The following is a 26,981-nucleotide window of genomic DNA, read 5'->3' on the forward strand; positions in this document are numbered from 1 at the left end:
TTCCTTAGTGGCAAGCATCTCTTGAACAGCCAGAGCATTGCTCTGCGGTTTTGCTCTTGATATTCAAGGTTACGCGGCTACGCATGCGACGTAAGAATATAAACAAGGCAAGGTTGAACAGGATAACCGCAGTAATGGTAATCAAGCTACTTTGTGGGTGTTCGCTGAAAGTCGCTGTTTGGTAAAATAGAGCTGCAAGACTATAAGCCACATTTAAACCCCACAGAATGGAGAAACTCATCCAGCTTTTATTGGTTTCACGTGCGATAGCCCCCATCACCGAGACGCAAGGCACATACAGCAAGACGAAGATGAGGTAGCTGTAAGCTGCAATTCCTGAACCAAATTTTGCTGCCATGGTTCCCATTGAGCCGGATTCCATCTCTCCATCGCCTTTACTAGCTTCGATAGGGTTTGATAGCGCGCTTAAGGTAAAGGTTTCTTTTAAGCTATCCCAAGTTTCAGAAACCGCATCTCCCAGTTCTTCCCATAAATTGAAAGATTCTGCATCAAACGGCTCAGAAGTAATGGCTTCAGCGGTATACAGGGTGTTTAGTGTTCCCACTACCACTTCTTTGGCCATCGCCCCGGTAATCAACCCAACGGTCGCTTGCCAGTTATCAGCATGCACGCCAATAGGTTGTAAAGCAGGGGTTATGACTTTACTGACAGAAGCCAGTGCGGAGTCATTAATATTATCAACAGGCTTACCAGAGAAAGAAAAGCTATTTAATGCACCAATAAAGATACTGGCAACGATGATGACTTTACCTGCACGTACCACGAAGCCTTTGAGGCGTTGCCATGTTTGAATCAGTAGTGTTTTGATGTGTGGCACATGGTAAACCGGAAGTTCCATGATAAATGGAGAGGCTTCGCCACGCATGAGGGTATGTTTTAGTAGTAACCCAGTTAAGATAGCGACAACAATCCCTAAAATATAGAGAGAAAAGACCACACTTGCCCCATTTTTGCCAAAGAAAGCGGCAGCAAAAACGGCGAAAATGGCCAGTCTTGCCCCACAAGACATAAACGGAGCCATTAATACAGTAATTAGTCTTTCACGGGGTGCGTCTAACGTGCGGGCACCCATAATGGATGGTACGTTACAACCAAAACCGACAATCAAAGGTACGAAGGATTTACCCGGTAAACCTAGTGCTTGCATGAGGCGGTCCATTACGAAAGCCGCTCGCGCCATATAACCCGAGTCTTCCAGTATTGAAAGGAACAGGTACATCATCCCGATTTGTGGCACTAACGGTAAAACCGTGTTAATACCGCCACCAACACCTTGAGCAAGGAAAATAGTTAGCCAATCAGGGAAGCTGAAATAATCACCTAGCCATTGAATTCCATGGATAAATATTGCTTCTGATGCACCTTCAAAGAAGGGTTGTAAGGCACCGCCAATGTTGATGGCTAAGACGAACATCAAATACATCACAAACAAGAAAATTGGCACGCCGAGCCAACGGCTCAGAATAAATTTATCCAGTGATTGTGTTAGTCGATTTGGTTCAGCGGCACTATTGTTAATCGCAGCATTGCAAATTGTGGCAATAGATTGATAACGTGCGTCGGCAATGAGTAGTTCAGGTTCTTCGTTTAAGCTTTCTTTCAGTGTTTGGCGTATCGCCAGCAATTGCCCTTCAGATATTTCCGCGCGTTGGCGACTATATATATCTCCTTCGAGGATCTGTAATGCTAGCCAGCGGCGTTGCTGGTGGCTAAATTGTTGTGCTGAAATTTGTTCAGATAATGAATCCACTGCCTGTAATAATTGGGGTGGATATTCCACAAGGGCTTGCTGGCTATTTTGTGGATGTGTATCAATGGCTTTTTTCAGTTTATCGATACCAGTTGCTCGAGTTGAAACCATTGGGATCACAGGGCAGCCGAGCTGTTTTTCTAATTCAGCTATATTAATATCAATATGTTGGCTTTGAGCGATATCCAACATATTCAAGGCGACAATACATGGAACGCCTAACTCGACTAATTGTAATGTCAGATAAAGGTTACGTTCTAAATTAGACGCATCGACAACATTAATGAGCATGTCTGCCTCACCACTTAAAATAAAGTAGCAGGCGATTTGTTCGTCGAGAGAGGTTTGTTCAGAAATCGTGGTCAGAGAATAGGTGCCAGGTAGGTCAACGAGCTCGATTTTATGGTCATCTGTATGGAAGCGACCGACTTTTCGTTCAACAGTGACCCCAGCCCAGTTACCGACACGCTGTCTTGACCCTGTGAGCTGGTTGAATAAGGTCGTTTTGCCTGCATTGGGGTTACCAATTAAGCCGATGGTTAAACGTTTCATAGTGTTTGCCAATAATAAAAAAGAAATACTTAAGCGGTGGTCGCTTCATCTAGGTTGAGTAGGGCGAGATCCTTTTTGCGTAGCACTAAGCTGACACGATGAGTTTCTATTTGTACAGGATCGCCAAAAGGCGCTAAACGCACCACTTTAAAGACAGAACCCGGAAGTAAACCGAGTGAAAGCAGTTTTTGTCGGTATGCAGGACTGATTTCTGGGGAGAAACCAAGTATTTTGTAGCTGCATTGAGGAAGTATTGCCATAGTGTCTTCCTAATCATTTAATTCATAATGATATCGATGACAATTGTTAATGATTACAATTGCTCAGGTAACGAGACCACCAAACAACAATAAATCTAATTAACAATGAGAATCATAATCATCCACCTTTTATTATATTTAGCCTCTTTTTTCGTCAATTTGACTTGATATGGATCAACGAAGCATTGAGTTTGCGGTGTTTCGTTAGCAAAAATAATGGTGGGGTAAACGGGGGAGAGGGTTTAATTATGCCTAATATATTGGCTGGGGTAATTAATTACAGCATTATTTATTGAAATAGGCACCACAACAGGTACATTGCGATGCCTATTAACAGAGTTAACGTTTCTTGCCAAATGCAGCAGCAAGGGCATCACTCATGGCACTATTACCCGAAGATGCGTTGTTTTGGCGTGAACCTCCTCTTGATTGAGGTGTTTTACGCGTATTTTTTTCCTGTTCAGGGGCGGCACGGCGAGGAGAACTATTAGAATCCCCCGCTTGCTCATCTAAACGCATCGTTAAAGCGATACGTTTGCGTGCAATATCAACATCTAACACTTTTACTTTAACAATGTCGCCCGCTTTTACCACCTTGTGTGGGTCTTCGACATAACTATTTGAAAGTGAAGAAATATGAACTAAACCGTCTTGGTGAACACCAATATCCACAAAAGCACCGAAGTTGGTCACATTAGTGACTGCGCCTTCTAATATCATGCCAGAAGTCAGGTCATTCATCGTTTCTACACCTTCTGCGAAGGTGGCAGTTTTAAACTCAGGACGTGGGTCACGACCCGGTTTTTCCAGTTCTTTAATGATATCAGTGACAGTTGGAACCCCGAATTGCTCAGTAGTAAAGTCACGTGGGCTCAAGGCATTAAGCACCTGTGAGTTACCCATAATTTCTTTGAGCGGCTGGCGGACTGACTCAAGAATTTTTTCAACAATCGGGTAAGCTTCAGGGTGAACAGTAGAAGCATCTAACGGGTTTTCACCATTGGTGATACGTAAGAAGCCCGCACATTGTTCAAAGGCTTTTGGCCCAAGGCGTGCAACTTTGAGTAACTGTTTTCTATCACTAAACTGGCCATTCTGGTCGCGCCAGTCCACCACGTTTTGCGCAATCATTTTGCTTAAACCGGCAACGCGAGTCAGTAAGGCAACAGAAGCGGTATTCAAATCAACACCAACGGAGTTTACACAGTCCTCGACGACCGCATCGAGTTTACGCGCTAACTGAGTTTGGCTAACATCATGCTGATATTGGCCAACCCCAATGGATTTAGGATCAATTTTCACTAATTCAGCAAGCGGGTCTTGTAGGCGACGAGCAATAGATACGGCACCACGTAAAGACACATCTAAGCTAGGAAACTCCAAAGCCGCAAGTTCAGAAGCGGAATAAACAGAAGCGCCAGCTTCGCTGACAATGACTTTCTGTGCAGTGACTTCAGGGTATTGTTTTTGTACTTCAGCAAAGAAACGTTCCGTTTCACGAGAAGCGGTGCCGTTACCAATCGCTACTAATTCGACGTTATGTTTTTGGCAAAGTGCCGCAACGATGGTTGCCGCTTTTGCGGCTTGTCCGGTATGCGGATAAATCGTATCCGTCGCAATTAATTTACCTGTCGCATCCACGACAGCGACTTTCACCCCAGTACGTAAACCTGGATCTAAGCCCATGGTGGCACGCATTCCCGCTGGTGCCGCCATCAGTAAGTCACTAAGGTTACGAGCAAACACGTTAATAGCTTCCTCTTCAGCTTTTTCGCGCAGTGAGCTCATGACCTCTGTTTCTAAGTGCAGTAATACTTTGACACGCCATGTCCAGCTGATCACGGCTTTACGCCATTGGTCAGCCGGAGCATTATTTAAACGAATATCTAAATGGCGGGTGATAATTTCTTCGCAGTAACTTTCTTTTGGCGGTTCATCGAACTGCGGATCACAGTTTAATGAAAGTTGTAAAATTCCTTCGTTACGACCACGGAACATCGCAAGCGCTCGGTGAGAAGGGACTTGAGCAACAGGCTCGTGATGCTCAAAATAGTCACTAAATTTTACCCCTTCTTCTTGCTTACCTTCTGCAACAACAGAAACAAGGTGGGCATTTTTCCAAATATAGTCACGAACTTTCGCTAAAAGTGCCGCATCTTCGGCGAAACGCTCCATAAGGATATAACGAGCACCATCTAAGGCGGCTTTGACATCAGCAACACCTTTATCTGCATCGATATACGTTTTTGCAAGTTCGTCAGGTGATTGGCTAGGGTCATTCCATAAGGTGTCCGCTAAAGGCTCAAGCCCTGCTTCGATAGCAATTTGCCCACGGGTGCGACGTTTCGGTTTATAAGGAAGATACAGGTCTTCAAGTTCGGTTTTATTAAGCGTAGTGTTGATAGCGGAGGCAAGCTCTGGAGTCAATTTACCTTGCTCTTCTATCGATTTGAGAATGGTTTGTTTACGGTCATTTAATTCGCGCAAGTACCCTAAACGGCTTTCTAGCTGGCGAAGCTGAGTATCGTCCAACCCACCGGTAACCTCTTTACGGTAACGTGCAATAAACGGGACAGTATTCCCTTCATCTAATAGTGTGATGGCAGAAAAAACCTGTTTCGGCTGGGCTTGCAGTTCCGCTGCAATAATTTGGCTTAGAGTTTCATTCATGTCGAGTTTAAATACCTACTGAAAGAACAGTTAAAAAATTTACTGCACTGTTATACTTGGTGGTAACGAGAATTTCCAGACTGAATTTGAGCCTATTGGTAGGAAAGTCTCAGATTATGTTCTATAAAATACTATAATTATGGTTTCACTGATTAATATTCAAAGGTTATGACTAAAAGTCTTTTAATTACACGTGAAGGTTGGGATGCATTAGATAAAGAGCTGAAATACCTGTGGAAGGAAGAACGTCCTCGGGTTACTCAATCTGTTTCAGAGGCCGCAGCTCAAGGGGATCGCTCAGAAAATGCAGAATATATTTACGGCAAAAAAAGGTTGCGCGAAATTGATAGACGCATCCGTTTCTTATCCAAAAGATTGGATCAATTAAGGATTATCGAGCCTGATCCTCGCCAAGAAGGCCGTGTGTTTTTTGGAGCATGGGTTAAACTAGAAGATGAAAATGAAAATATCAGAATATTCCGTATCGTCGGTGCTGATGAATTCAACCCTACAAAACAATGGATTTCAATTGATTCTCCCGTAGCACGAGCCTTGATAGGTAAACAGGTTGATGATGAAATAACAGTAAATACGCCAGGAGGGCAGGTGACTTATTTTGTGTTAGAAATAAGCTACCAGCCACTAACCACCTGAAGTGTAAAATGATTCATTAAATCCTACGTTAGTGGTAAATTAGTGAGCATTAATATTGTTTTACTTACATTCATTAAAAAAATAATTTGAAAGATGCACATCTTGAGGGCTACAAAATGCAGGAAAGTTATAAGGTTCTTGTCGTCGATGATGATATGCGTTTACGTGCACTGCTGGAACGTTACCTCACTGAGCAGGGTTTTCAGGTAAGGAGTGCCGCGAACGCAGAACAGATGGACAGAATCCTGACAAGAGAATCTATTCATCTGATCGTCTTAGATCTAATGCTACCGGGTGAAGATGGCTTATCAATTTGCCGTCGCTTACGTAGTCAAAATAACCCAATTCCTATTATTATGGTAACAGCGAAAGGCGAAGAAGTTGATCGCATCGTTGGCTTAGAAATCGGTGCGGACGACTATATTCCAAAACCTTTTAATCCACGGGAATTGCTAGCTCGTATTCGTGCGGTTTTACGTCGCCAAGCTAATGAATTACCGGGTGCGCCATCTCAAGATGATGCGATAATTACTTTTGGTAAATTTAAATTAAATCTTGGGACACGAGAAATGTTCCAAGGTGATGAGAATATGCCATTAACCAGCGGTGAATTCGCGGTGTTAAAAGTGTTGGTTTCTTACCCAAGGGAACCGTTATCTCGTGACAAGTTAATGAGCTTAGCGCGAGGTCGTGAATACAGTGCGATGGAACGTTCAATCGATGTTCAAATTTCACGTTTACGCCGCATGGTTGAAGAAGACCCAGCACACCCTCGTTATATCCAGACGGTTTGGGGCTTGGGCTATGTGTTTGTTCCTGATGGAAGTAAAGCATGAAGCGACTGAGGTTCTCAAGGCGTAGTACATTTTCTCGCTCGTTATTTTTATTTGTAGCCTTACTGTTTGCGAGTCTCGTGACCAGTTATATGGTCGTGTTGAATTTTGTTGTAATGCCTAGCTTACAGCAATTCAACAAGGTACTGGCATACGAAGTAAGAACATTAATGACAGAGAAAATGGTTCTACAAGATGGAACCTCAGTGCGGGTATCTCCCGCGTTGCGTAAGAAAATCTACAATGAATTAGGAATTACCTTTTATGCACATTCAGCGGCGATGGAAGAAGGACTGAATTGGGCAAAAGAGTATGATTTTCTAAGTGAACATATGTCGGAATATATTGGTGGTAAGGCGAGTGTTCACCTTGAATTAGGCCGAGAATACCCCATTCTATGGCTAACGTCTTATCTCGCACCTGATATTTGGGTGCGAGTTCCACTGACTGAAATCGGCCAAAACCAGTTCTCCCTTGTTTTTCGCTATACATTAACAATTTTTCTCACCATTTTTGCAGGGGTATGGTTGTATATACGCTACCAGAACAAGCCGTTGCTTGAATTGGAATACCACGCAGGTGAAGTCGGCAAAGGGGTAATTTTACCCCCAATGCAGGAAAAAGGCGCCACTGAGGTTAGAGCCGCTATTCGTTCTTTTAACCACATGGCTGCAGGGATTAAAACCTTAGAAAATGACCGAACTGTCTTAATGGCAGGGGTAAGTCATGACCTAAGAACTCCCTTAACCCGTATTCGTTTAGCGACAGAAATGATGAGCCCAGAAGATAGCTATCTGGCTGAATCTATTAATAAAGATATAGAAGAGTGTGATGCGATCATCGGCCAATTCATGTCTTATCTGAAAACTGGTCAAGAAATGGATATGGAATTCTGTGACCTTAACGCTATTTTAATGGAAGCGGTGAACTCAGAAAGTAATGTCATCGGTGAAATTGAAACCGCACTTGAGCCTGGCTCAATGATTGTTAATGGTAACCCATTAGCAATTAAACGCGCGATTACCAATATGATTGTTAACGCTTACCGCTATGGTAATGGCTGGATCAAAGTCAGTAGTGGAAAAACGGAAGACTCCGTTTGGTTCCAAGTCGAAGATGACGGTGCAGGTATCAAAGAAGAAGACATTCATCGCCTGTTCCAGCCATTTGTACAGGGTGAAAAAGCTCGTAGCAACAAAGGCACAGGGCTAGGGCTAGCGATTATTCGCCGAATTGTCGATGCTCATGAAGGGAGCATTGAGATCCATAAGAGTGAGCGTGGTGGGTTTGCGATTAGGGCTTTGCTTCCTCTTAAAGAGAAAGAAGACTAAATACTCTTCACACTTTGCGCGGCAGCGTTGTTGGCTGCGTTCGGCTACTCGGGTCACATACTTGTGTATGCTCCCCGAGATATCCTCGCTTGCCGCCTAGCTGCAACACAAATTGTTTTGAGTATTACTTTATAGTTGCAGGATAAAAATATTTTTCGCTTTTATGACAGTCTGTCATTTTTCTTTTTGATATTAGTTTCGAAATTTTGTTTTTATAACTAATTGAATTTTAAGTTGTAAAATTGTATTTTTCTTCGTTTTTGTTTTCTCGCCAGTGAAAAAATCAGCAATTGTCATAAAACTGTCATAAAAACGACATGTTGTCGTAACTAAATTGTCCTATTTTTCCTACCGTGACATACACCCAACAATTTTATACTTGATTGTTTCTATACATCCCCGGAGGGATTATGAAAATGACGCGTACCACCTTAGCAAGCGTAATGGCAGCAACTTTATCTCTGACTGCAATGTCTTCTTTTGCTGCTACCAGCCTGACCGGAGCTGGCGCGACCTTTCCTGCTCCTGTTTATGCGAAGTGGGCAGATTCTTATCAGAAAGAAACAGGTAATAAAGTAAACTATCAGGGGATTGGTTCTTCTGGTGGTGTCAAACAAATCAATGCAAAAACAGTTGATTTCGGTGCATCTGATGCCCCATTAACTGATGAAAAATTAAAAGAAGATGGCTTGTTCCAGTTCCCAACTGTTATCGGTGGTGTGGTACTGGCTGTTAATGTAAAAGGAATTGAGTCAGGGCAACTGACTTTAGATGGCAACACATTAGGCGACATCTATTTAGGTAAAATTACCAAATGGAATGACCCAGCAATCGCTAAATTGAACCCAAATGTTAGTTTGCCAGACCAAGCTATCGCAGTTGTTAGACGTTCTGACGGTTCTGGTACCACGTTCGTATTCACCAGCTACCTTGCTAAAGTCAGTGCAAGCTGGAAATCAGACGTTGGCGCGGGTTCTACCGTTAACTGGCCGAAAAATAGCGTAGGTGGTAAAGGTAATGATGGCGTTGCAGCTTTCGTACAGCGTCTACCAGGTTCTATCGGTTATGTTGAATATGCATACGCAAAACAGAACAACCTTGCGTATACTAAATTAATCTCTGCTGATGGCGAGGCGGTTTCACCAACGGGTGAAAGTTTCAGTGCCGCAGCGAAGAAAGTTGACTGGTCTAAATCTTTTGCACAAGATTTAACAAACCGTGATGGCGCGAATGCATGGCCGATTACTTCAACCACATTTATCTTAGTTCACAAGCAGCAAGCGAATGCGGAAAAAGGCAAAGCGGTTCTTGACTTCTTCAACTGGGCTTATGATAAAGGTGGTAAACAAGCGGAAGCGTTAGATTACGCAATTTTACCTCAAGAAGTCGTGACCGCAGTACGTGCAGCATGGAAAACAGAAGTTAAAGATAGCCAAGGTAAAGCATTATTCTAGGTGAACTTAGGTTTTCTAAGTGCACTTAGGGTTGGAAATGGCGGGTAAGTGCTGAGGAACAGGGCTTACCCGCTCATCGTTGTAACGCAATCCTGTAGAAAAGAGCAGGAATGAAATGAGAACAAAGCGCATGGCCGAGAAAACAACGGCATTTAGAGCTCCCAGCAAATCAGGTGATGTGATTTTTAGTGCACTGGTAAAGATTGCCGCGCTCATCACTTTGTTAATGCTCGGAGGCATTATTATTTCCCTTATTTTTGCATCTTGGCCAAGTATGCAAAAGTTTGGGTTTTCGTTTTTGTGGACCAAAGAATGGGATGCACCGGCTGAAGAATTCGGTGCTCTTGTGCCTATTTACGGCACTATCGTTACATCGTTAATTGCTCTGATTATCGCCGTTCCTGTTAGTTTTGGTATAGCACTGTTCCTAACAGAACTGGCACCCAATTGGTTAAAACGTCCTCTTGGTATCGCGATTGAACTTCTTGCTGCTATCCCAAGTATCGTTTATGGGATGTGGGGGTTATTTGTCTTTGCTCCTCTGTTTGCAGAATATTTCCAAGAGCCAGTTGGTAATGTGATGTCGAGTGTGCCGATTGTCGGTGAATTATTTTCAGGGCCTGCATTCGGGATAGGTATTTTAGCAGCGGGGATTATCCTCGCGATTATGATTATTCCCTACATTGCGTCAGTGATGCGCGATGTATTTGAACAAACGCCTGTGATGATGAAAGAGTCAGCTTACGGCATTGGTTGTACGACATGGGAAGTGATTTGGAATATCGTGCTGCCGTATACCCGCAATGGGGTAATCGGTGGAGTGATGTTAGGCCTTGGCCGTGCATTGGGTGAAACCATGGCGGTGACGTTCGTGATTGGTAATACTTACCAACTTGATAGCGCATCACTGTTTATGCCAGGTAACAGTATCACCTCGGCACTGGCAAATGAATTTGCGGAAGCAGAGAGCGGTTTACATACCTCGGCCTTGATGGAACTTGGACTTATCCTGTTTGTTATCACTTTTATTGTGTTAGCGATTTCCAAGTTGATGGTCATGCGTCTTGCGAAGAATGAGGGCCGTTAATATGTCGATATCTCAACCTATCGCAGTGAATGAAAAAGAACGAGCACGCCGTCAAGCGTGGCGTCGTCAAGTTAACAGAATGGCTCTATTTGTCTCAATGTTAACCATGGCTTTCGGCTTGTTCTGGTTAGTGTGGATTTTGTTTTCTACAGTCACTAAAGGGATTGATGGCATGTCCCTCAATCTGTTTACTGAAATGACTCCACCACCGAATACTGAAGGTGGCGGGCTGGCAAATGCCATCGTAGGTAGTGGTTTATTAATCTTATGGGCGACAGTTATTGGTACGCCTTTAGGGATTTTAGCGGGAATTTATTTAGCAGAATATGGCCGTAAGTCATGGCTAGCTTCAGTCACCCGATTTATTAATGACATTTTATTATCAGCTCCGTCTATCGTTGTAGGGCTGTTTGTGTACACCATTGTGGTTGCTCAAATGCAGCACTTCTCGGGTTGGGCTGGGGTTGTGGCGCTTGCATTGCTGCAAATTCCAATTGTTATCCGAACCACTGAAAACATGTTGAAATTAGTTCCGGATAGCTTACGTGAAGCCGCTTATGCACTTGGCACACCAAAATGGAAAATGATTTTATCTATTACGCTAAAAGCATCTGTGTCAGGGATTATCACTGGGATCTTGCTTGCAATTGCGCGTATTGCTGGGGAAACCGCACCGCTTCTGTTTACTTCTCTGTCAAATCAGTTCTGGAGTACGGATATGAGCGAACCAATTGCTAACTTACCGGTGACAATCTTCAAATTTGCAATGAGCCCATTCTCCGAATGGCAAGAGCTTGCATGGGCAGGGGTTCTGTTAATTACCCTATGTGTCCTGCTCATTAACATCATTGCACGTGTTGTGTTCGCACAGAAAAAACACTAAGCGCCAGATAAATAAAGATTTAGAGAGAAAAGCAAACCATGATTAATGCAAACGATATTGCAAATAGTAAAATTAAAGTACGTGACCTCAACTTCTATTATGGCAAGTTTCACGCACTGAAAAATATCTCTTTAGACATTGAAAAAAATAAAGTCACTGCGTTTATCGGCCCATCAGGCTGTGGTAAATCGACGTTACTACGTACCTTCAATAAAATGTATGAATTGTATGGTGAACAGCGCGCAGAAGGTGAAATTTTACTGGATGGTCAAAATATCCTGACAGATAAACAAGATATCGCGTTATTGCGTGCGAAAGTCGGAATGGTTTTCCAAAAACCAACACCATTCCCGATGTCAATCTACGATAATATTGCATTTGGTGTGCGTTTATTTGAAAAATTATCTCGTGTAGAAATGGATGAACGTGTGCAGTGGGCGTTAACAAAGGCTGCATTATGGAATGAAACCAAAGATAAGCTACACCAAAGTGGTTATAGCTTGTCGGGTGGGCAGCAACAGCGTCTCTGTATTGCTCGTGGTATTGCTATTCGTCCAGAAGTTTTATTGTTGGATGAGCCCTGTTCTGCTCTTGACCCAATTTCAACCGGTCGAATTGAAGAACTGATTAGTGAATTAAAGTCAGAATACACCGTGGTAATTGTTACCCACAATATGCAACAAGCAGCACGCTGTTCTGACTATACGGCTTTCATGTATTTAGGGGAGTTAGTTGAGTTTAATCATACTGACAAAATGTTTACTACCCCAGAAATGAAGCAAACTGAAGATTATATTACTGGCCGCTACGGTTGATATGGAGCCGACGATGGATACGCTGAATCACAACAAACATATATCGGGGCAGTTCAATGCTGAACTGGAACATATCCATACTGAATTGATGACGATGGGGGGGCTGGTCGAAGAACAGCTTACCAAAGCCATTACGGCCATGCATAATCAGGATGAAGCCTTAGCGCGTGAAGTTATCGAAAATGACCATAAAGTCAATATGATGGAAGTGGCCATTGATGAAGAATGCGTTAAGATCATCGCGAAACGCCAACCAACGGCGAGTGATTTGCGCCTGATTATGGCAATTTCAAAAACCATTGCTGAGCTGGAAAGAATCGGCGATGTTGCAGACAAAATTTGCCAAACTGCATTGGAAAAATTCTCTCATCAACATCAGCCCCTGTTAGTGAGCTTAGAATCATTAGGCCGCCATACAGTGCAAATGCTACATGACGTATTAGATGCATTCGCACGAATGGATCTCGAAGAAGCCATTCGTATTTACCGTGAAGATGAGAAAGTTGACCAAGAGTATGAGGGCATCGTACGCCAATTGATGACCTATATGATGGAAGACCCTCGGACGATCCCAAGTGTATTAACGGCATTGTTCTGCGCACGTTCAATTGAGCGCATCGGTGACCGCTGCCAAAATATCTGTGAGTTTATTTTCTACTATGTGAAGGGGCAGGATTTCCGTCATGTGGGTGGGGATAGTCTTGAAAAGATGCTAACGAACAAATAAATGCTCGTCATATTTCGTACTGTGGCGGTGTTGGCTTCGCTCGGCTACTCGGGTCACATACTGGTGTATGCTCCCCGAGATATCCTTGCTTGCCGCCTAGCCACAATACGAACTATTTAGAGCATAAACGCTGGTCATATTTCGTGCTGTGGCGGTGTTGGCTTCGCTCGGTGATTCGGGGCACATACTGATGTATGCTCCCCGAAATATCCTAGCTTGGTGCCTAGCCACAATACGAACTATTTAGAGCATAAACGCTGGTCATATTTCGTGCTGTGGCGGTGTTGGCTTCGCTCGGCGATTCGGGGCACATACTGATGTATGCTCCCCGAAATATCCTAGCTTGGTGCCTAGCCGCAATACGAACTATTTAGAGTATTGATACGTTTGAACAGTTATTTCTTTAATGACTATTGGCGTATATTTTCAGGTACAAAGCATCTAAAAATTTAGCTTAAGATTTTTATACCGACTTTCTTCTTGCTCAATAAGAGTCTATTGATGGTTTAACCATGTTGGGGCCTTTGTACAAAGCTTGCCCCTTTTTTGTGTGGTTTTATATTCTATTTTGTTATAAATATATTATTTAATATTATTTCAAGTGCTAAGCAATAGTTGATAGCTTGTGATGGTCGATTTACAAAAATTTACCGTCAGGGGTGTTCAATGAAAGCTCGTATTCTAACGACTGTTTTACTTACAGGTTTAGCGCTGACAGCGAATGTCGCTAGCGCAGATAAATTAGATGATATCAAACAAGCGGGTGTGATCCGCATTTCAGTATTTGATAGTAACCCACCATTTGGTTTTATTGACCCACAAACTAAAAAATTAGCGGGTTATGATGTTGATATTGCGCAAGAAATTGCAGATGGCCTAGGGGTAAAACTTGAGCTTCGTCCAACTAATCCAGCAAATCGCATTCCACTTCTAACTTCAGGAAAAGTTGACTTGATTGGTGCTAACTTCACCATTACAGATGAACGCGCAAAACAAGTTGATTTCTCAATTCCTGATTTTGCGACAGGCCAAAAATTTATTGCCCGTAAAGGCGTATTAAAAACACCTGACGACATCAAACCACTGCGTATTGGCGCAGACAAAGGTACTGTGCAGGAAGTGACTTTGCGTGAGCGGTTCCCTGAGACTAAAGTGATTTCTTATGACGATACCCCACAAGCTTTCGCTGCACTGCGTAATGGTAACGTCCAAGCTATCACACAAGATGATGCAAAACTGGTGGGCTTATTAGGCAATTTACCTGAAAAAGTGAAAGCAGATTTTGAGATTTCCCCATTTAGCCTGACGAAAGAATACCAAGCATTGGCAGCAAGCAAAGGTGAAACGCGTTTGGTTGAAAACGTCAACGAAACACTGTTGAAACTGGAGAAAGACGGTAAAGCCGAGGTGATCTATAACCGTTGGTTTGGGCCAGATACCAAAGCCGCACAGCCACGCGGAGACTTTAAATTCGCACCACTGAGTGAGCAACAGCCACAGTCTTAATGGGGAACGGTAAGTACTCAGTGATTTGAAGCCCCGCACTCTGTGTGGGGTTCTTGGTTATAAGGGATGAGTTTTTAATCACAAGCTGTGAAGGCAATAGGTCGTGAACAATGTTTGAAAAATTTTTAAATGGTGATTTTTGGTCTGCCCATTTCTTGGCACCGCAGTATTTAGAATGGTTTGGCTACGGCTTTTTGATCACTATTTGGATCTCGATTTGTACCATTGTTGCAGCCACTGTATTGGGTTTTATAGTTGCATCAGCAAAGGATAGCCAAATTGCTCTTGTGCGTTGGGCTGTGAGTATCTACATCTCTATTTTCAGAAATACGCCTTTGTTGGTGCAGTTATTCTTTTGGTATTTCGCTTCTGGTGAAATTTTACCCTCTGCTGTAATGGAATGGCTCAATACTCCCCATGAAGTCCATTTACTTGGAATCACAGTGGGTTGGCCGTCATTTGAATTTTTAGCCGGTTTTATTGGTTTGACCCTTTATACCGTGCCGTTTATCGCTGAAGAAATTCGTGCTGGGATCCGTGGCGTTCGTCAGGGGCAAAAATATGCGGCGTTTGCTTTAGGGCTAACCTCATGGCAGGCCATGAAATTGGTGGTATTACCGCAAGCCGTTAAAATCGCGATGCCTCCACTACTGGGCCAATATATGAATGTGGTAAAAAATTCATCATTAACGATGGCGATAGGCGTCGCAGAACTGTCTTATGTCTCCCGCCAGGTTGATAGCCAGACACTGCAAACCTTTGCTGCATTTGGTGTGGCAACCGTTTTGTATATTGCCATTATTGCGGTAATGGAAGGTTGGGGTCAGTGGCGTCAACAGCGTAATTTGGCTCAGGGGGTATAAGATGGATTTTTCGATTATTGAGCAGAATTGGCAATATTTATTGTTTGGTACTTTTCCGGATGGGCCACTTGAAGGCGCTGCACTGACGTTAGTCATTAGTTTACTTGCCGGTGCGGCTTCTATTGTATTAGGAACATTGGGCGGAATAGCTTTAGCCATGCTGCGGGGCTTCTGGGTTAACCTATTTGCTGCGATTTTAGGTTTCTTCCGTGCAATTCCGGTCATTATGTTAATTTTTTGGACCTATTTTCTGTTGCCAATCTTATTGGGTATGGAAATTCCGGGTATTGCAACAGTCGTCTGTGCATTGGCATTAATTACTTCTGCATATTTGGCTCATGCCGTGAAAGCTGGCATTTTAGCGATAGGAGCAGGGCAGTGGCAGGCAGGATTATCCTTGGGGTTTAGCCGCTGGCAGGTATTGTGGAATGTCGTATTGCCACAGGCCTTACGTATGATGGTTCCTTCATTTATTAACCAGTGGGTAGCATTAATTAAAGATACCTCATTAGCCTATGTTGTTGGTGTTGCGGAGCTTTCTTTTTTAGCAACCCAAGTGAATAACCGTGAAATGGTTTATCCTCTCGAAGTTTTCTTATTCGTAGCATTTATTTATTTTGTGATGTGTTTTGCGGTAGAAATTATTGCGAATAGGGTGGCGACAAAGTTGAGTGCGCAACATCAACCTCAAAAAATGGCTGCGAAACATCGTTTATTGTTTTGGCGCCGACAAAAACTGTTAGCACTTTCCTAAATTAAAAGTGGTGGTGAAATATCCACCATTTCCTCACTCCACTATTTTGGTTTATTTTTATTATTTCATCTTGGCGTATCAGTTAGTTAGGACATTTTTGCCCCTTATAGTTTACGCAATCGTTTTCTTTTGTGATTTTTAATTGTAGTATAGGGCGAAAAAAACTTTTTTTGGGCGCAATATCTAATGAGTAATCAATCTTCTAGCTCGGCACAACCGCAGGGCTTGTTTCAGCGTGTTTTTAAATTGCAAGAGCACGGCACGACAGCACGGACAGAAGTTGTTGCAGGCTTCACCACCTTCCTAACGATGGTATATATCGTTTTTGTTAACCCTCAAATTCTCTCAGTTGCAGGCATGGATATCAAAGCTGTATTTGTCACCACCTGTTTGATTGCGGCTATTGGTAGTATTTTGATGGGGCTGTTGGCAAATTTACCGATTGCAGTAGCACCTGCTATGGGGCTGAATGCTTTTTTTGCTTTCGTTGTAGTTGGCGCGATGGGCTATTCATGGCAAGTTGCAATGGGGGCCGTATTTTGGGGGGCAGTCGGGTTATTTATTCTGACATTATTCCGTATCCGTTATTGGATTATCGCCAATATCCCGCTTAGTCTTCGCGTCGGGATCACCAGTGGTATCGGCCTATTTATTGCGATGATGGGGCTGAAAAACTCCGGTATCATTGTCGCTAACCCAGACACGTTAGTCTCTATCGGTAATTTGACTCACCATAATGTTTGGCTGGGAGCCCTCGGGTTCTTTATTATTGCAATCTTAGCGGCTCGTAATATTCATGCCGCGGTATTAGTTTCTATTGCAGTGACCACCTTGATTGGTTTGGCTTTGGGGGATGTGAAATATTCTGGAATATTCTCAATGCCGCCAAGTGTCACGAGTGTCGTCGGGCAGGTTGATTTCGCTGGCTCTTTAGACTTAGCGTTATCCGGTGTGATTTTTGCCTTTATGTTAGTAAACCTGTTTGACTCATCAGGCACCATGATAGGTGTGACTGACAAAGCTGGTATCACAAATGAACGCGGAACTTTCCCACGGATGAAGCAAGCGTTATATGTGGACAGCTTGAGCTCTGTTGCAGGTTCAGCGATGGGGACATCTTCTGTCACCGCCTATATTGAAAGTTCTTCTGGTGTTTCTGTTGGTGGGCGTACAGGTTTAACTGCGATTGTCGTTGGTATTCTATTTCTATTGACCATGTTTATCTCACCTCTTGCCGGTATGGTTCCTGCTTATGCAACTGCGGGTGCCTTGATTTACGTGGGCGTGTTGATGACTTCAAGTTTAACCCGCGTGAAATGGGATGACTTAACTGAGTCTGTACCCGCATTTATTACCGCAGTGATGATGCCATTTAGCTTCTCAATCACAGAAGGTATCGCACTAGGCTTTATTGCGTACTGTGCAATGAAAATTGGTACAGGCCGCTGGCGTGATTTGGGGCTGTGTGTGATTTTAGTGGCGGCGATGTTTCTACTAAAAATGGTGCTCGTCGACGCCTGATATTCGTCATACTTCAAGCTGTGGCGTTGTTGTCTTCTCTCGGCTACTCGGGTCACATACTTATGTATGCTCCCCGAGATAACCTCGATTGACGCCTAGCCACAACTTGAATTATTTAGAATATTGCTCAAGATGACTCTCTATTTTCTGTCCTCTAACGGTACAGCTATTTAGAGTATTGGAACGTTTAGTGTATTGGCGAAGTGATCATTTTCTGTAGGTAAAGCTATTTAGAAGATTAATCCCCCCTCATACGGCTCTTCCTTTTTGTTGCTTGCATGCAACACAAATTATTTAAGGTATAATCATTAAAGTACTATTGCGAAGGCAGGGTGGAGTAAAAAATCCGCCAAAATTGCAAACTAGTGCTTTCCCCCTTTATGGGATCCTGCTAGATTTCGCAGCAGAAACTGACTTTATCAAGGTATCAGACCATGAATGCACCAAAAAAACCGGCTGCTAAGCCAAAGAAAAAATACCGTAAAACTAAAGAAGAGATAAATGCGGAAGGCCGTGAGCGTAAGCGCGAGAAAAAACATCGAGGTCATAAATCTGGTAGCCGTAACCAAGAATCTGCTTCTAGCAATGCTAAAGGTGGGCAATCTACCACCATAGACCCGCGTATTGGTAGCAAAAAACCGATTCCATTAGTTGTGGATGATAACAAACCAGTAGCGCGTCCAGTGGTGAAAGAGAAGCCAGTCGCTAAAGAAAAATTAACGCCAGAAAAAGAGTTGGAAATGCTAGAAAGCGATGACCGCCTAGATAGCATTTTGGCGCGTCTGGAGGATGGCGAAACTATCACTGCGCAAGAACAGCAGTATGTTGATACCTGTTTAGACCGTATTGATGAACTGATGAATATTCTCGGTATTGAATATAGCGAAGAAGAAGAGGAAGAAGACGAAGAAAAACTTGATGACATTATGCGCATCTTAAAAAGTAAATAATTTCGTTTAAAAGATCCCTCGCGCTAGCGGGGGATTTGGCTATTTTTTCTGCTAACTCACTTTTCTTTGATGTTGAATCAAGTCTCTTTTCTCTAACATATTTATACTCGTCATATTCAAAGCTGCAGCGTTGTTGACTATGTTCATTCGCACGAGTCTCATACTTATGTATACTCCTAGCGACTCATTCACTTGTCGCTTAGCTGCAACTCGAAATATTTAGAGTCTATAATGCTTATGCAGGTTATAAAATTTTCACTCTCATCGAATAACAAATTAAATAGAGTGAAGTCATCGTTATAGTTTGAGCTTTTGGTCAATTGAGGAATGTTATGTCAGAGCAAAATATTGTTTGGGATCTTTCTCTCATTCAAAAATACAATTATTCAGGGCCTCGTTATACCTCGTATCCCACAGCCTTGGAATTCAATCAAGATTATGATGAGAATGCGTTTGTTCAAGCAACACAACGTTATCCTGATCGACCTTTATCGCTCTATGTCCATATCCCTTTTTGCCATAAACTTTGTTATTTCTGTGGCTGTAATAAATTAGTGACACGCCAAAAACATAAAGCCGATGAATATCTTAAAGTAATTGAAAAAGAAATTATTCAGCGCGCAGCTTTATTAAAAGGTCGTATTGTGACCCAGATGCATTGGGGCGGTGGTACTCCGACTTACCTCGATAAAGCTCAAGTCAGCCATTTGGTTGGTTTATTGAAAAAGCATTTTCATTTTGCGGATGATGTTGAAATGTCCATCGAAGTCGACCCGCGTGAAATTGAACTGGATATGATAGATCATCTGCGCCATGAAGGGTTTAACCGCTTAAGCATGGGAGTTCAGGATTTTAATAAAGAAGTTCAGGTGCTGGTTAACCGTGAACAGGACGAAGAATTTATTTTTGCCCTAATTAAACGAGCCAAAGAAACGGGTTTTACCTCAACGAGTATTGATTTGATTTATGGTTTACCTAAACAAACTCCTGAGAGCTTTGCATTTACCTTAAAGAAAGTGGCTGAATTATCACCAGATCGCTTAAGTGTGTTTAATTACGCGCATTTGCCTAATTTATTTGCGGCGCAGCGTAAAATTAAAGATGCTGATTTACCAAGTGCAGAGCAAAAACTCGATATTCTGCAAGACACAATCGCAACCCTCACCAGAGATGGCTATCAATTTATTGGTATGGACCACTTTGCTCGCCCTGAAGATGAGCTCGCTGTGGCCCAACGAGAAGGGGTTTTACACCGTAATTTCCAAGGTTATACGACTCAAGGCGACTGTGATTTATTAGGATTAGGCGTTTCTGCGATCAGTATGTTAGGCGATAACTACGCGCAAAATCAGAAAGATTTGAAAACCTATTATGCGCAAGTTGAAGAGCAAGGCCAAGCGCTGTGGCGAGGTCTCGTCTTAACCGATGATGATTGCTTGCGCCGTGATGTTATTAAAACCTTAATCTGTAACTTCCAATTGGATTTTGCACAAATTGAAGCAATCTATCCAATTGACTTTAAATCTTATTTTAAAGAGGATTTAGAGCTATTGAAGCCAATGGCAGAAGATGGATTAGTCGAAATGACAGACAAAGGAATTAAAGTTACGCCGCAAGGGCGTTTACTTATTCGTAATATTTGTATGTGTTTTGATGTTTACTTACGTAGTCAGATGAGGCAGCGGCAGTTTTCCCGCGTTATCTAAATGCTCTTCATAATTCGTGCTGTCGCGTTGTTGTCTTTAATACTCTTCATATTTCGCGCAATAGCTGCGTTGGCCTTATTCGGCTACTCGGGTCATATACTTTTGTATACTCCCCGAGATAGCCGAATTTTGCCGCCTTGCTCTAGCACGAACTATGTTGAGTATTACTGGTTCGTTATCTGATTATTTAGAACATTGGATGTTCTGCGTGGGCTAGTGTTTCGCTTTTTCGATTAGCTGGTAGGCCGCAGTGATGCGGTCAGGGATTGGATACCATTTGTTGGATAAAATAATAATACCCACTTGGTTTTCCGGAATAAATGCCGCATAGGTTGCAAAACCATTGGTTGAGCCTGTTTTATTGTAGAAAGCCTGTGTTTCAGGTGGCATTACTGGTGTAATTGCTTCGACCTTTTGTGGCTGTAATGCCATTTCATTTCGGTTACCTTGCTGTAATTGAGCAAGAGATACTGGCCATGAATAGCTTTCCCACATCATATCTTGCATAAATGAATCGGTCATATAGAACCCAGTATGGGTGTTTTCTACGGCTTCTTGCCACGGCTTAGCGACTTTCTTCGTTTGCATATTAATATCTAAGAAGCGAATTAGATCTTTAGCATTAGATTTCAAACCATAAGATTCAGCATCTAAAATTTGTGGTGCTACACGAATGGGCTGATCGTGCTTATTATAACCTTGAGCATAATTTTTCTGTTGGTTTTTAGGGACATGAATATAGGTATGTTTTAGCCCAAGTGCAGGCAACATTAATTTTTCCATCGCTTGCTCAAATGGCATTTTGAGTTGTTTAGCGGTAACGATACCGAGTAGCCCCACGCCAAGATTTGAATAAGAGCGATATTGCCCAATGGCTTTGGTCGGTTTCCAATGTTGGTAATAACGGATTAATTCAGCTGAATTAGTAATGCTATCAGGCACAAATAACGATAAACCGGAAGTGTGAGTAGCCAAGTTCATTACTGTGACTTGGTCAAAAGCAGACCCTTTTAATTCAGGAAGATAGTGGCTTACCTTTTGCGAAAAATCGAGTTTTCCTTGGTCTTGTGCATAGGCTGCGAGTGTGGCAGTAAACGTTTTAGACAAAGAACCAATCTCAAATAAAGTCTCATCACTGACAGGTACTAAGCTTTGCTTAGACTGCACACCATAGTGATAAATATAGTGTTTCCCTTCAACGGAAATTGCGACAGACATCCCTGGGATCTGTTTTTGTTCCATCAGAGGTTTAATAATGTCATCCACATCCTTTTGAGTGAACGCATTAGCGGATAGCGTGGTTAACGCCAAACTCAGTGCGACAAAAATTCGCCCCTGACGAAAAAGAGTTTTCATAGAGTTATTCCAATAAGTACAAGTTTAAGTTATTGCTAACAGGAACTGAAAGCACTTCATTGTAAATTTAAAGTGCTTTAATATAGGCTATTAGGCGGTTAAACCGCGATTGCAAAGCAGTATGCATGCTTTCGGTCATTATTTAAAACGATATAAAATTCGATGAGGTAAAAGAAAATCTTATGGCAGAAAATTATCGTCATCGGCTTCCACTCAATGCGCTTAGGGCATTCGAAGCTTCAGCGCGGCATTTAAGTTTTACACGAGCAGGAATAGAGTTGAATGTCACTCAGGCAGCTGTTAGTCAACAAGTTAGGTTGTTAGAGGAGCAGCTGGGACTAGAACTCTTTATTCGCTTACCTAGAGGGCTTGCATTAACTGATGAAGGGCTTGCATTGCTGCCCGTATTGAGCCGCTCTTTTGACCAGATTGAGTCATTACTACTGCAATTTGAAGATGGCCATTATCGAGAAGCTTTAAGTATTTCAGTGGTCGGTACATTTGCTGTGGGCTGGTTATTGCCAAGGTTAACCCAATTCTCGGAACTATACCCTTATATTGATTTACGCATTATGACTCATAACAATGTGGTGAATCTCGCTGCCGAAGGCGTTGATTTTGCTATTCGCTTTGGGGAGGGCTTATGGCCACTGGTTGAAAATATCCCCCTATTTTCAACAGCTCATACTGTACTTTGTTCAGAGAAAGTCGCAAGCCAGCTCAAACATCCATTAGATTTAAAATCCCACCAGTTAATGCGTTCATATCGTAAAGATGAATGGGAAAAATGGTTTTTAGCTGCGGATATTGAACCTTGGCGTGTCAAAGGCCCAGTATTTGATTCATCGCGTTTAATGGTTGAGGCTGCGTTATTAACTGACAGTATAGCATTGGTGCCAAGTTGCATGTTTAGTCATGAATTAAGTGCTGGGGCGTTAGTTCAACCTTTTGATATATCTGTAACACTGGGTGGATATTGGTTAAGCCGTTTAAAGTCAAGAGTCATGACACCAGCGATGGCGATATTTCGTCATTGGTTGGTGGAGGAGTCTAAAAAAGAATAATAAGTCGGTGCTATACTATAAATAGAAATAGCACCGATATTTAATTTATTGGCATATTATAATGCTCATATTTAGAGGTTAGAATACCAAAGCTTCAGCAGAGAAATAATTCTTTTTATTAACAGAGAGCTCTGTACTATTAATATCCGTAATGGTTTCAGTAAAGAAATAGGTCGGCGAAACATTAAATATTTGTGCCAACTGGTAAATAGTATCGACATGAATATTAACCTCGCCATTTTCATAGCGTGATTGGTGTTGTTGGCTAATGCCTAACAATATGCTTAAATCTTTACCACTCATTCCGTGACTTTCTCTTAATGATCTTATTTTTAAACCGACGGATTTAGATATTTTTCGTTTCATGATTTTCTCTCTAATTTATTTTAAATATTATAATGTTAATATAATTAAATATTTTTAATGTAATTGGATCTTCTAGTGATATGTATTATTACTTAATTTATTAAAAATCATGGGACTGAAAGAAGGTTTTAATATCAATCTCAAAATACGTTGCATACTGGAACAATCTATCTAAAGTAATTCTATTTACTCCTCTTTCATATCGTGACTGCTGTTGTGGGCTGATGCCAATAACCTCGGATAGTTCATTAACTGAAAGTCCATTCGTTTTCCGATAAAAAAGTATTTTTTTGCCAATTAGGTGAGATGTTGAATAAGGCATATATACTCCTATAATTATATTTTTTATTTCTAACTAAACACGATGAAAGATTACCTCTCTATCTTAACCATTTTAATAAAATAGTAAATTTGCTATTTATCAATTGTTCGATGATATTTTTCGATGTTAGCAATAAAAATCAAGTTATAAATAAATTAATATCTTTTTATGATTAATGTTGGATGCTATTTATTCATATCTTATGTTAACCGAAGCTGTTGAGTTTGCAGTTCCTGCAGTTATATTATTAGCAGTCTTAATATATCTAGCTTTCCAATTAAAAATATAATCGCCACCTGCAACATTGTTTTGCAAAGTGAACTTTGAGTTGAGCTTTATCGGGTTACTGTTTCTATCCAATAATTGAATGGCGACTCCAGTCGCTTGACCTTGCCCAGACAATTTAATCTTCCCTGTATTGATATCAACATACCCAGCACTACTTGTGACTGTCACTTTTAGATTGGTGCCTGCAGCGCAGCTTAATGTAATGGGTATATTGACACTATTGCTAGTAGAGCCAATAGCTTTAAACTGAGTATCATACCAAGTCCCTAAGTTAACATTGTAACTTGTCGCTTTTGTTGAGCACTTTAATACATTAATTTTGATAGCACCTGCTGGAATATTCAGCGATGTTAAATTCCACGTACTGTTATGTGGCGCAGGGTTACGCTGTGTTAGTCTTCCCACATGCCCTGCCTTTAAATTTCCCCCTTGTGTGACTTGTCCTGTTTTTTTTATGGTAATCGTCCAATATGGGTTAGCAATAGTCCAAGCGGCTGGGTTAGCTGCTGTTGGTGGTCCATAACGTGTATTTAAAAAACCGATATTGGTTGCTTTCACTTGAATGCTGATGCCCGGTATATTACTGGCTGCAATTTTATTGCCGTTTGGTACCCAACCATTGACATAGTCAGCGTGTAAGTAGGCATCACCACATTCACCATTACTTTTTGGGCCTGAAAATGTATTGACTTGTGAGCCTTTAAAATTGACCTGAATAGTGGCTAAATCGCGAGCCCCTGTATCATCATATTGCAGCGAATAGGTTCTTGCTGGTACATTCACCACAACATTCCGTAAATTAGGATTTTGAATACAGGCCGCTTGTGTATATGCAGAATAAGCAAAAACCGAGCCTATTATTACCAGTAAAATTTTCTTTTTAGTCATAAAATATCCTTAACATTTACTTTTTTTATTTAAATATTTTTCTTCTGCATGCTCAATCTCATTGATCTCTCTAGAATTGAAAATAAAAAAAGCCATAATATCAATTTCAAATATCTTAGAGTAATGATAAAGCCTATCAATATTAATTCGATTAATACCACGCTCATAGCGTGACTGTTGTTGTTCACTCACACCCACGATATTAGATAAATTTTCTAATGTCATGCCTTTCATTTTTCGGTAATAGGTGATTTTATTGCCAATTATTTTTGATATAAGATAGTAATTAGGCATACCGCTTTCCCCTATTAAAACTGATATAATTAAAACAAACTTACTTACTGATATGTAAATGTAAATTCTAAATGGCTTTTAAATGAACCTGCAACCATACCACTTCCATAACCCGAGACTCTTGCAGATAATGGGATTTCAACATTTCGCGTTTGAGTATTAACATTCGCGGTAATGGTATCGCCATTTTTTATTGTTGTTTTATTGCCGGTATTGGCTAAATTTAATGCCACATTTTTCGCTGTACCATTATTAATAAAATGTTCAGTTATTGTTGAGTCTGGCGTACCTGATATTTTCATTACAGCTTTGGTGGTGCCTACAGGGCAATTTTTTAGCTTCACGGAAAAATCAACCCACGGAGATTTTTGCGTATCTTTGATATTCCAAATATTAATTTTTTTCAAATCGATTAAATAATTATTTTTTTCAACCTCACAAGGAGCAGCAATAACGACGCCATGCACTTTAATATTTGCTGTTAGCCCAAATGCAGTTAAAGAACAGCTCATTAGTGATAGTAATAGGATAAAATGTCTCATATTATTTTCTCTTTTATAAATAGGTAATTGTTGCCGTAATATTGGCGGAAATAGTTCCCGGAGTGGCATTACCTAATGAGCTAAAGGCGCGTGTGCGTAATGGAATATTAATATTCGCTTGCCCATTTGTCGGAACTTGTAATACTTTTTGGTTACCTAAAGCGGTTGTTCCATTACCATTTTGTAGTTGAACGGCTAAGTTTTTAGCCGTACCTTGATTTTTGTATAAGCTTGCTGCATCCGCAGTATCTGCGGTTCCTGTAAACGTCAGTTTTACTTGATTAATAAAAGATGAACAATTATTTAGGCTAATATTAAATGTGTTCCAGTTAGAACCTGAACTCGCATTACGAAATACATCAGCAGAAATATTTTTCAGGTCAATATCAATATTATTCCCACCGGTAATATTGCAAGTTGCGGCTCTAATATTTCCGGTAAAGTTCAATGTCACTGTGCTAGCAGCAAATAAATTCCCACTGAATATTAAGCTACTAAGTAAAAGTAAATTTTTAGATATTTTTTTCATTTTTTATTCCTACTCATAGCGAATATTTACAGTAGCAGAGGCATTCGCTGTACCCGGCGTGATGTTATCTGCCGTTTTGATATAGCGAGCTTTCCAATCAAACATATAATCACCAGCCGGCACATTATTTTGCAGGCTATTTAAAGTGTTCAACTTGATCGGGTTATTATTTTTATCTAGCAATTGTATTGCGACACCAGTGGCGCTATCAGGTCCCGTTAGAGCTAATTTTCCTGTAGCGGTATCTTCATATTTAGAACTTGTGACCGTCGCTTTAATATTGGTACCCGCTGCACATGTTAAGGTAATTGGAATATCTACAGGCGCACTGGTTGAGCCTATATTAGGGAATTGTGTATCATACCAATCTTGCATATCAATATTGTAGGTTGACTGGTTGTTCTTTAATGAACAGCTAAGTACATTGATACGAATCGCATTTGCAGGCATGTTTAAGGTTGTTAGATACCAAGTGCTAATGGGCGTCTGATTTTTTTGAGTTAATTGAGCTACTGGGCCAGAGCGCAGGGTATTTGACGAGGTTACCTGCCCTATTTTTTTTATTTTAATATACCAAACGGTATCTGATATTTCCCATGGTTGCTTGCCACTTGAGGAAGGGCCAAACCAACGATTGAAATCTCCACCTATTGATGCAGTTTGAACTGAAATACCGATACCAGGAATATTTGATGTTGCAACACCATTATTGGGAACCCAGTTATTAATAAAATCACCATATAAGTAAGATATACCACAGCTCCCATTTCCTTCAGAATAGGTAGTTGTCATCGAACCAGATAAATAACGGACACTTAGTGCCCCTAATTCTCTGGTAGTTATATCATCATACTGAATGTTATAAGTTGCTGTAGGAATATTCACTTGTATATTATTAAATCTTGGATTCTGGATACAGGCTGCATTTGTATAGCTTGAATATAAAAATAGACTTATAAATATAAAAGTAGACTTATAGAATAAATTTTTCATTT

Annotated in this window: 26 protein-coding genes; 15 read left to right on the plus strand and 11 right to left on the minus strand. The window is 41.4% G+C overall.

Annotated elements, in window-relative coordinates; translation table 11 throughout:
* Positions 1 to 4: 4 nt before the first annotated feature.
* The 3 genes from feoB to M1F17_RS00980 form a co-directional block, all read right to left on the minus strand.
* Positions 5 to 2,323 carry a Fe(2+) transporter permease subunit FeoB gene (gene feoB / locus M1F17_RS00970; RefSeq protein ID WP_144138715.1) on the minus strand — a complete coding sequence of 773 codons (2,319 nt, stop codon included), beginning with the start codon at positions 2,321 to 2,323 and terminating at the stop codon, positions 5 to 7.
* 29 nt (positions 2,324 to 2,352) lie between these two features.
* Positions 2,353 to 2,583, minus strand: a complete 231-nt coding sequence (feoA, locus tag M1F17_RS00975) for a ferrous iron transporter A (RefSeq protein WP_004262866.1) — start codon at positions 2,581 to 2,583, stop codon at positions 2,353 to 2,355.
* A gap of 339 nt (positions 2,584 to 2,922) precedes the next feature.
* Positions 2,923 to 5,253: a Tex family protein gene (locus M1F17_RS00980; protein ID WP_180312294.1), complete on the minus strand. Its 2,331-nt coding sequence runs from the start codon at positions 5,251 to 5,253 to the stop codon at positions 2,923 to 2,925.
* A gap of 168 nt (positions 5,254 to 5,421) precedes the next feature.
* Here M1F17_RS00980 and greB point away from each other — a divergent pair, with 168 nt between their 5' ends.
* The 14 genes from greB to hemN all read left to right on the plus strand — a co-directional run bounded on the left by greB (position 5,422) and on the right by hemN (position 20,337).
* Complete coding sequence (gene greB, locus M1F17_RS00985) at positions 5,422 to 5,907, plus strand: transcription elongation factor GreB (RefSeq protein ID WP_004262861.1); 486 nt, start codon at positions 5,422 to 5,424, stop codon at positions 5,905 to 5,907.
* A 116-nt stretch (positions 5,908 to 6,023) separates the two neighbouring features.
* Positions 6,024 to 6,743 carry a two-component system response regulator OmpR gene (gene ompR / locus M1F17_RS00990; RefSeq protein ID WP_004266122.1) on the plus strand — a complete coding sequence of 240 codons (720 nt, stop codon included), beginning with the start codon at positions 6,024 to 6,026 and terminating at the stop codon, positions 6,741 to 6,743.
* Positions 6,740 to 8,071, plus strand: a complete 1,332-nt coding sequence (gene envZ, locus M1F17_RS00995) for a two-component system sensor histidine kinase EnvZ (RefSeq protein WP_036958604.1) — start codon at positions 6,740 to 6,742, stop codon at positions 8,069 to 8,071. The genes ompR and envZ overlap by 4 nt, the downstream gene beginning before the upstream one ends.
* 410 nt (positions 8,072 to 8,481) lie before the next feature.
* The gene (pstS, locus tag M1F17_RS01000) at positions 8,482 to 9,525 is read left to right on the plus strand and encodes a phosphate ABC transporter substrate-binding protein PstS (protein WP_004262850.1); all 1,044 of its coding nucleotides are present in this window, start codon (positions 8,482 to 8,484) and stop codon (positions 9,523 to 9,525) included.
* Positions 9,526 to 9,655: 130 nt separating this feature from the next.
* Positions 9,656 to 10,612, plus strand: a complete 957-nt coding sequence (gene pstC / locus M1F17_RS01005) for a phosphate ABC transporter permease PstC (RefSeq protein WP_004262847.1) — start codon at positions 9,656 to 9,658, stop codon at positions 10,610 to 10,612.
* A gap of 1 nt (position 10,613) precedes the next feature.
* Positions 10,614 to 11,495, plus strand: a complete 882-nt coding sequence (pstA, locus tag M1F17_RS01010) for a phosphate ABC transporter permease PstA (protein WP_036958603.1) — start codon at positions 10,614 to 10,616, stop codon at positions 11,493 to 11,495.
* A gap of 38 nt (positions 11,496 to 11,533) precedes the next feature.
* The gene (gene pstB, locus M1F17_RS01015; protein ID WP_004262838.1) at positions 11,534 to 12,310 is read left to right on the plus strand and encodes a phosphate ABC transporter ATP-binding protein PstB; all 777 of its coding nucleotides are present in this window, start codon (positions 11,534 to 11,536) and stop codon (positions 12,308 to 12,310) included.
* Positions 12,311 to 12,323: 13 nt separating this feature from the next.
* Positions 12,324 to 13,037, plus strand: a complete 714-nt coding sequence (gene phoU, locus M1F17_RS01020; protein ID WP_036958602.1) for a phosphate signaling complex protein PhoU — start codon at positions 12,324 to 12,326, stop codon at positions 13,035 to 13,037.
* 666 nt (positions 13,038 to 13,703) lie between these two features.
* Positions 13,704 to 14,543, plus strand: a complete 840-nt coding sequence (locus M1F17_RS01025; protein ID WP_112307979.1) for an ABC transporter substrate-binding protein — start codon at positions 13,704 to 13,706, stop codon at positions 14,541 to 14,543.
* Positions 14,544 to 14,653: 110 nt separating this feature from the next.
* A complete protein-coding gene (locus M1F17_RS01030) occupies positions 14,654 to 15,406 on the plus strand; it encodes an amino acid ABC transporter permease (protein WP_144138718.1) in 753 nt (250 codons plus the stop codon).
* 1 nt (position 15,407) lies between these two features.
* Positions 15,408 to 16,160, plus strand: coding sequence for an amino acid ABC transporter permease (locus M1F17_RS01035; RefSeq protein WP_144138721.1), 753 nt, complete (start codon positions 15,408 to 15,410; stop codon positions 16,158 to 16,160).
* A gap of 186 nt (positions 16,161 to 16,346) precedes the next feature.
* Positions 16,347 to 17,681, plus strand: coding sequence for an NCS2 family permease (locus tag M1F17_RS01040; RefSeq protein ID WP_112307978.1), 1,335 nt, complete (start codon positions 16,347 to 16,349; stop codon positions 17,679 to 17,681).
* Between the two features lie 434 nt (positions 17,682 to 18,115).
* Positions 18,116 to 18,631, plus strand: coding sequence for a Der GTPase-activating protein YihI (gene yihI / locus M1F17_RS01045; RefSeq protein ID WP_112307977.1), 516 nt, complete (start codon positions 18,116 to 18,118; stop codon positions 18,629 to 18,631).
* Positions 18,632 to 18,963: 332 nt separating this feature from the next.
* Positions 18,964 to 20,337 (plus strand): oxygen-independent coproporphyrinogen III oxidase, encoded by a 1,374-nt coding sequence (gene hemN / locus M1F17_RS01050; protein ID WP_004262801.1) that lies wholly within the window; start codon positions 18,964 to 18,966, stop codon positions 20,335 to 20,337.
* Positions 20,338 to 20,550: 213 nt separating this feature from the next.
* On the opposite strand, the gene ampC is transcribed toward hemN, so the two are convergent.
* Positions 20,551 to 21,693, minus strand: a complete 1,143-nt coding sequence (gene ampC, locus M1F17_RS01055) for a class C beta-lactamase (protein ID WP_241098183.1) — start codon at positions 21,691 to 21,693, stop codon at positions 20,551 to 20,553.
* 182 nt (positions 21,694 to 21,875) lie between these two features.
* Between ampC and M1F17_RS01060 the strand changes: the two genes are divergently transcribed.
* Positions 21,876 to 22,757 (plus strand): LysR family transcriptional regulator, encoded by an 882-nt coding sequence (locus M1F17_RS01060; RefSeq protein WP_094960822.1) that lies wholly within the window; start codon positions 21,876 to 21,878, stop codon positions 22,755 to 22,757.
* Positions 22,758 to 22,835: 78 nt separating this feature from the next.
* Here M1F17_RS01060 and M1F17_RS01065 read toward each other — a convergent pair whose 3' ends face one another.
* From M1F17_RS01065 to M1F17_RS01095, 7 genes are all read right to left on the minus strand, one after another.
* Positions 22,836 to 23,123: a helix-turn-helix domain-containing protein gene (locus M1F17_RS01065; RefSeq protein ID WP_004262793.1), complete on the minus strand. Its 288-nt coding sequence runs from the start codon at positions 23,121 to 23,123 to the stop codon at positions 22,836 to 22,838.
* Between the two features lie 100 nt (positions 23,124 to 23,223).
* Positions 23,224 to 23,445: a helix-turn-helix domain-containing protein gene (locus M1F17_RS01070; RefSeq protein WP_094960821.1), complete on the minus strand. Its 222-nt coding sequence runs from the start codon at positions 23,443 to 23,445 to the stop codon at positions 23,224 to 23,226.
* A 189-nt stretch (positions 23,446 to 23,634) separates the two neighbouring features.
* Complete coding sequence (locus tag M1F17_RS01075; protein WP_094960820.1) at positions 23,635 to 24,621, minus strand: fimbrial protein; 987 nt, start codon at positions 24,619 to 24,621, stop codon at positions 23,635 to 23,637.
* A gap of 9 nt (positions 24,622 to 24,630) precedes the next feature.
* On the minus strand, positions 24,631 to 24,915 hold the full coding sequence (locus M1F17_RS01080; protein WP_004262784.1) for a helix-turn-helix domain-containing protein: 285 nt from the start codon (positions 24,913 to 24,915) through the stop codon (positions 24,631 to 24,633).
* A gap of 44 nt (positions 24,916 to 24,959) precedes the next feature.
* Positions 24,960 to 25,457, minus strand: a complete 498-nt coding sequence (locus M1F17_RS01085) for a fimbrial protein (protein WP_036958601.1) — start codon at positions 25,455 to 25,457, stop codon at positions 24,960 to 24,962.
* 13 nt (positions 25,458 to 25,470) lie between these two features.
* On the minus strand, positions 25,471 to 25,986 hold the full coding sequence (locus tag M1F17_RS01090) for a fimbrial protein (protein WP_004262778.1): 516 nt from the start codon (positions 25,984 to 25,986) through the stop codon (positions 25,471 to 25,473).
* 9 nt (positions 25,987 to 25,995) lie between these two features.
* On the minus strand, positions 25,996 to 26,979 hold the full coding sequence (locus M1F17_RS01095) for a fimbrial protein (protein WP_094960819.1): 984 nt from the start codon (positions 26,977 to 26,979) through the stop codon (positions 25,996 to 25,998).
* Positions 26,980 to 26,981 lie beyond the last annotated feature (2 nt).

Origin of the sequence: Providencia sp. PROV073, from assembly GCF_033688125.1 — a bacterium.
Lineage (GTDB): Bacteria > Pseudomonadota > Gammaproteobacteria > Enterobacterales > Enterobacteriaceae > Providencia > Providencia hangzhouensis.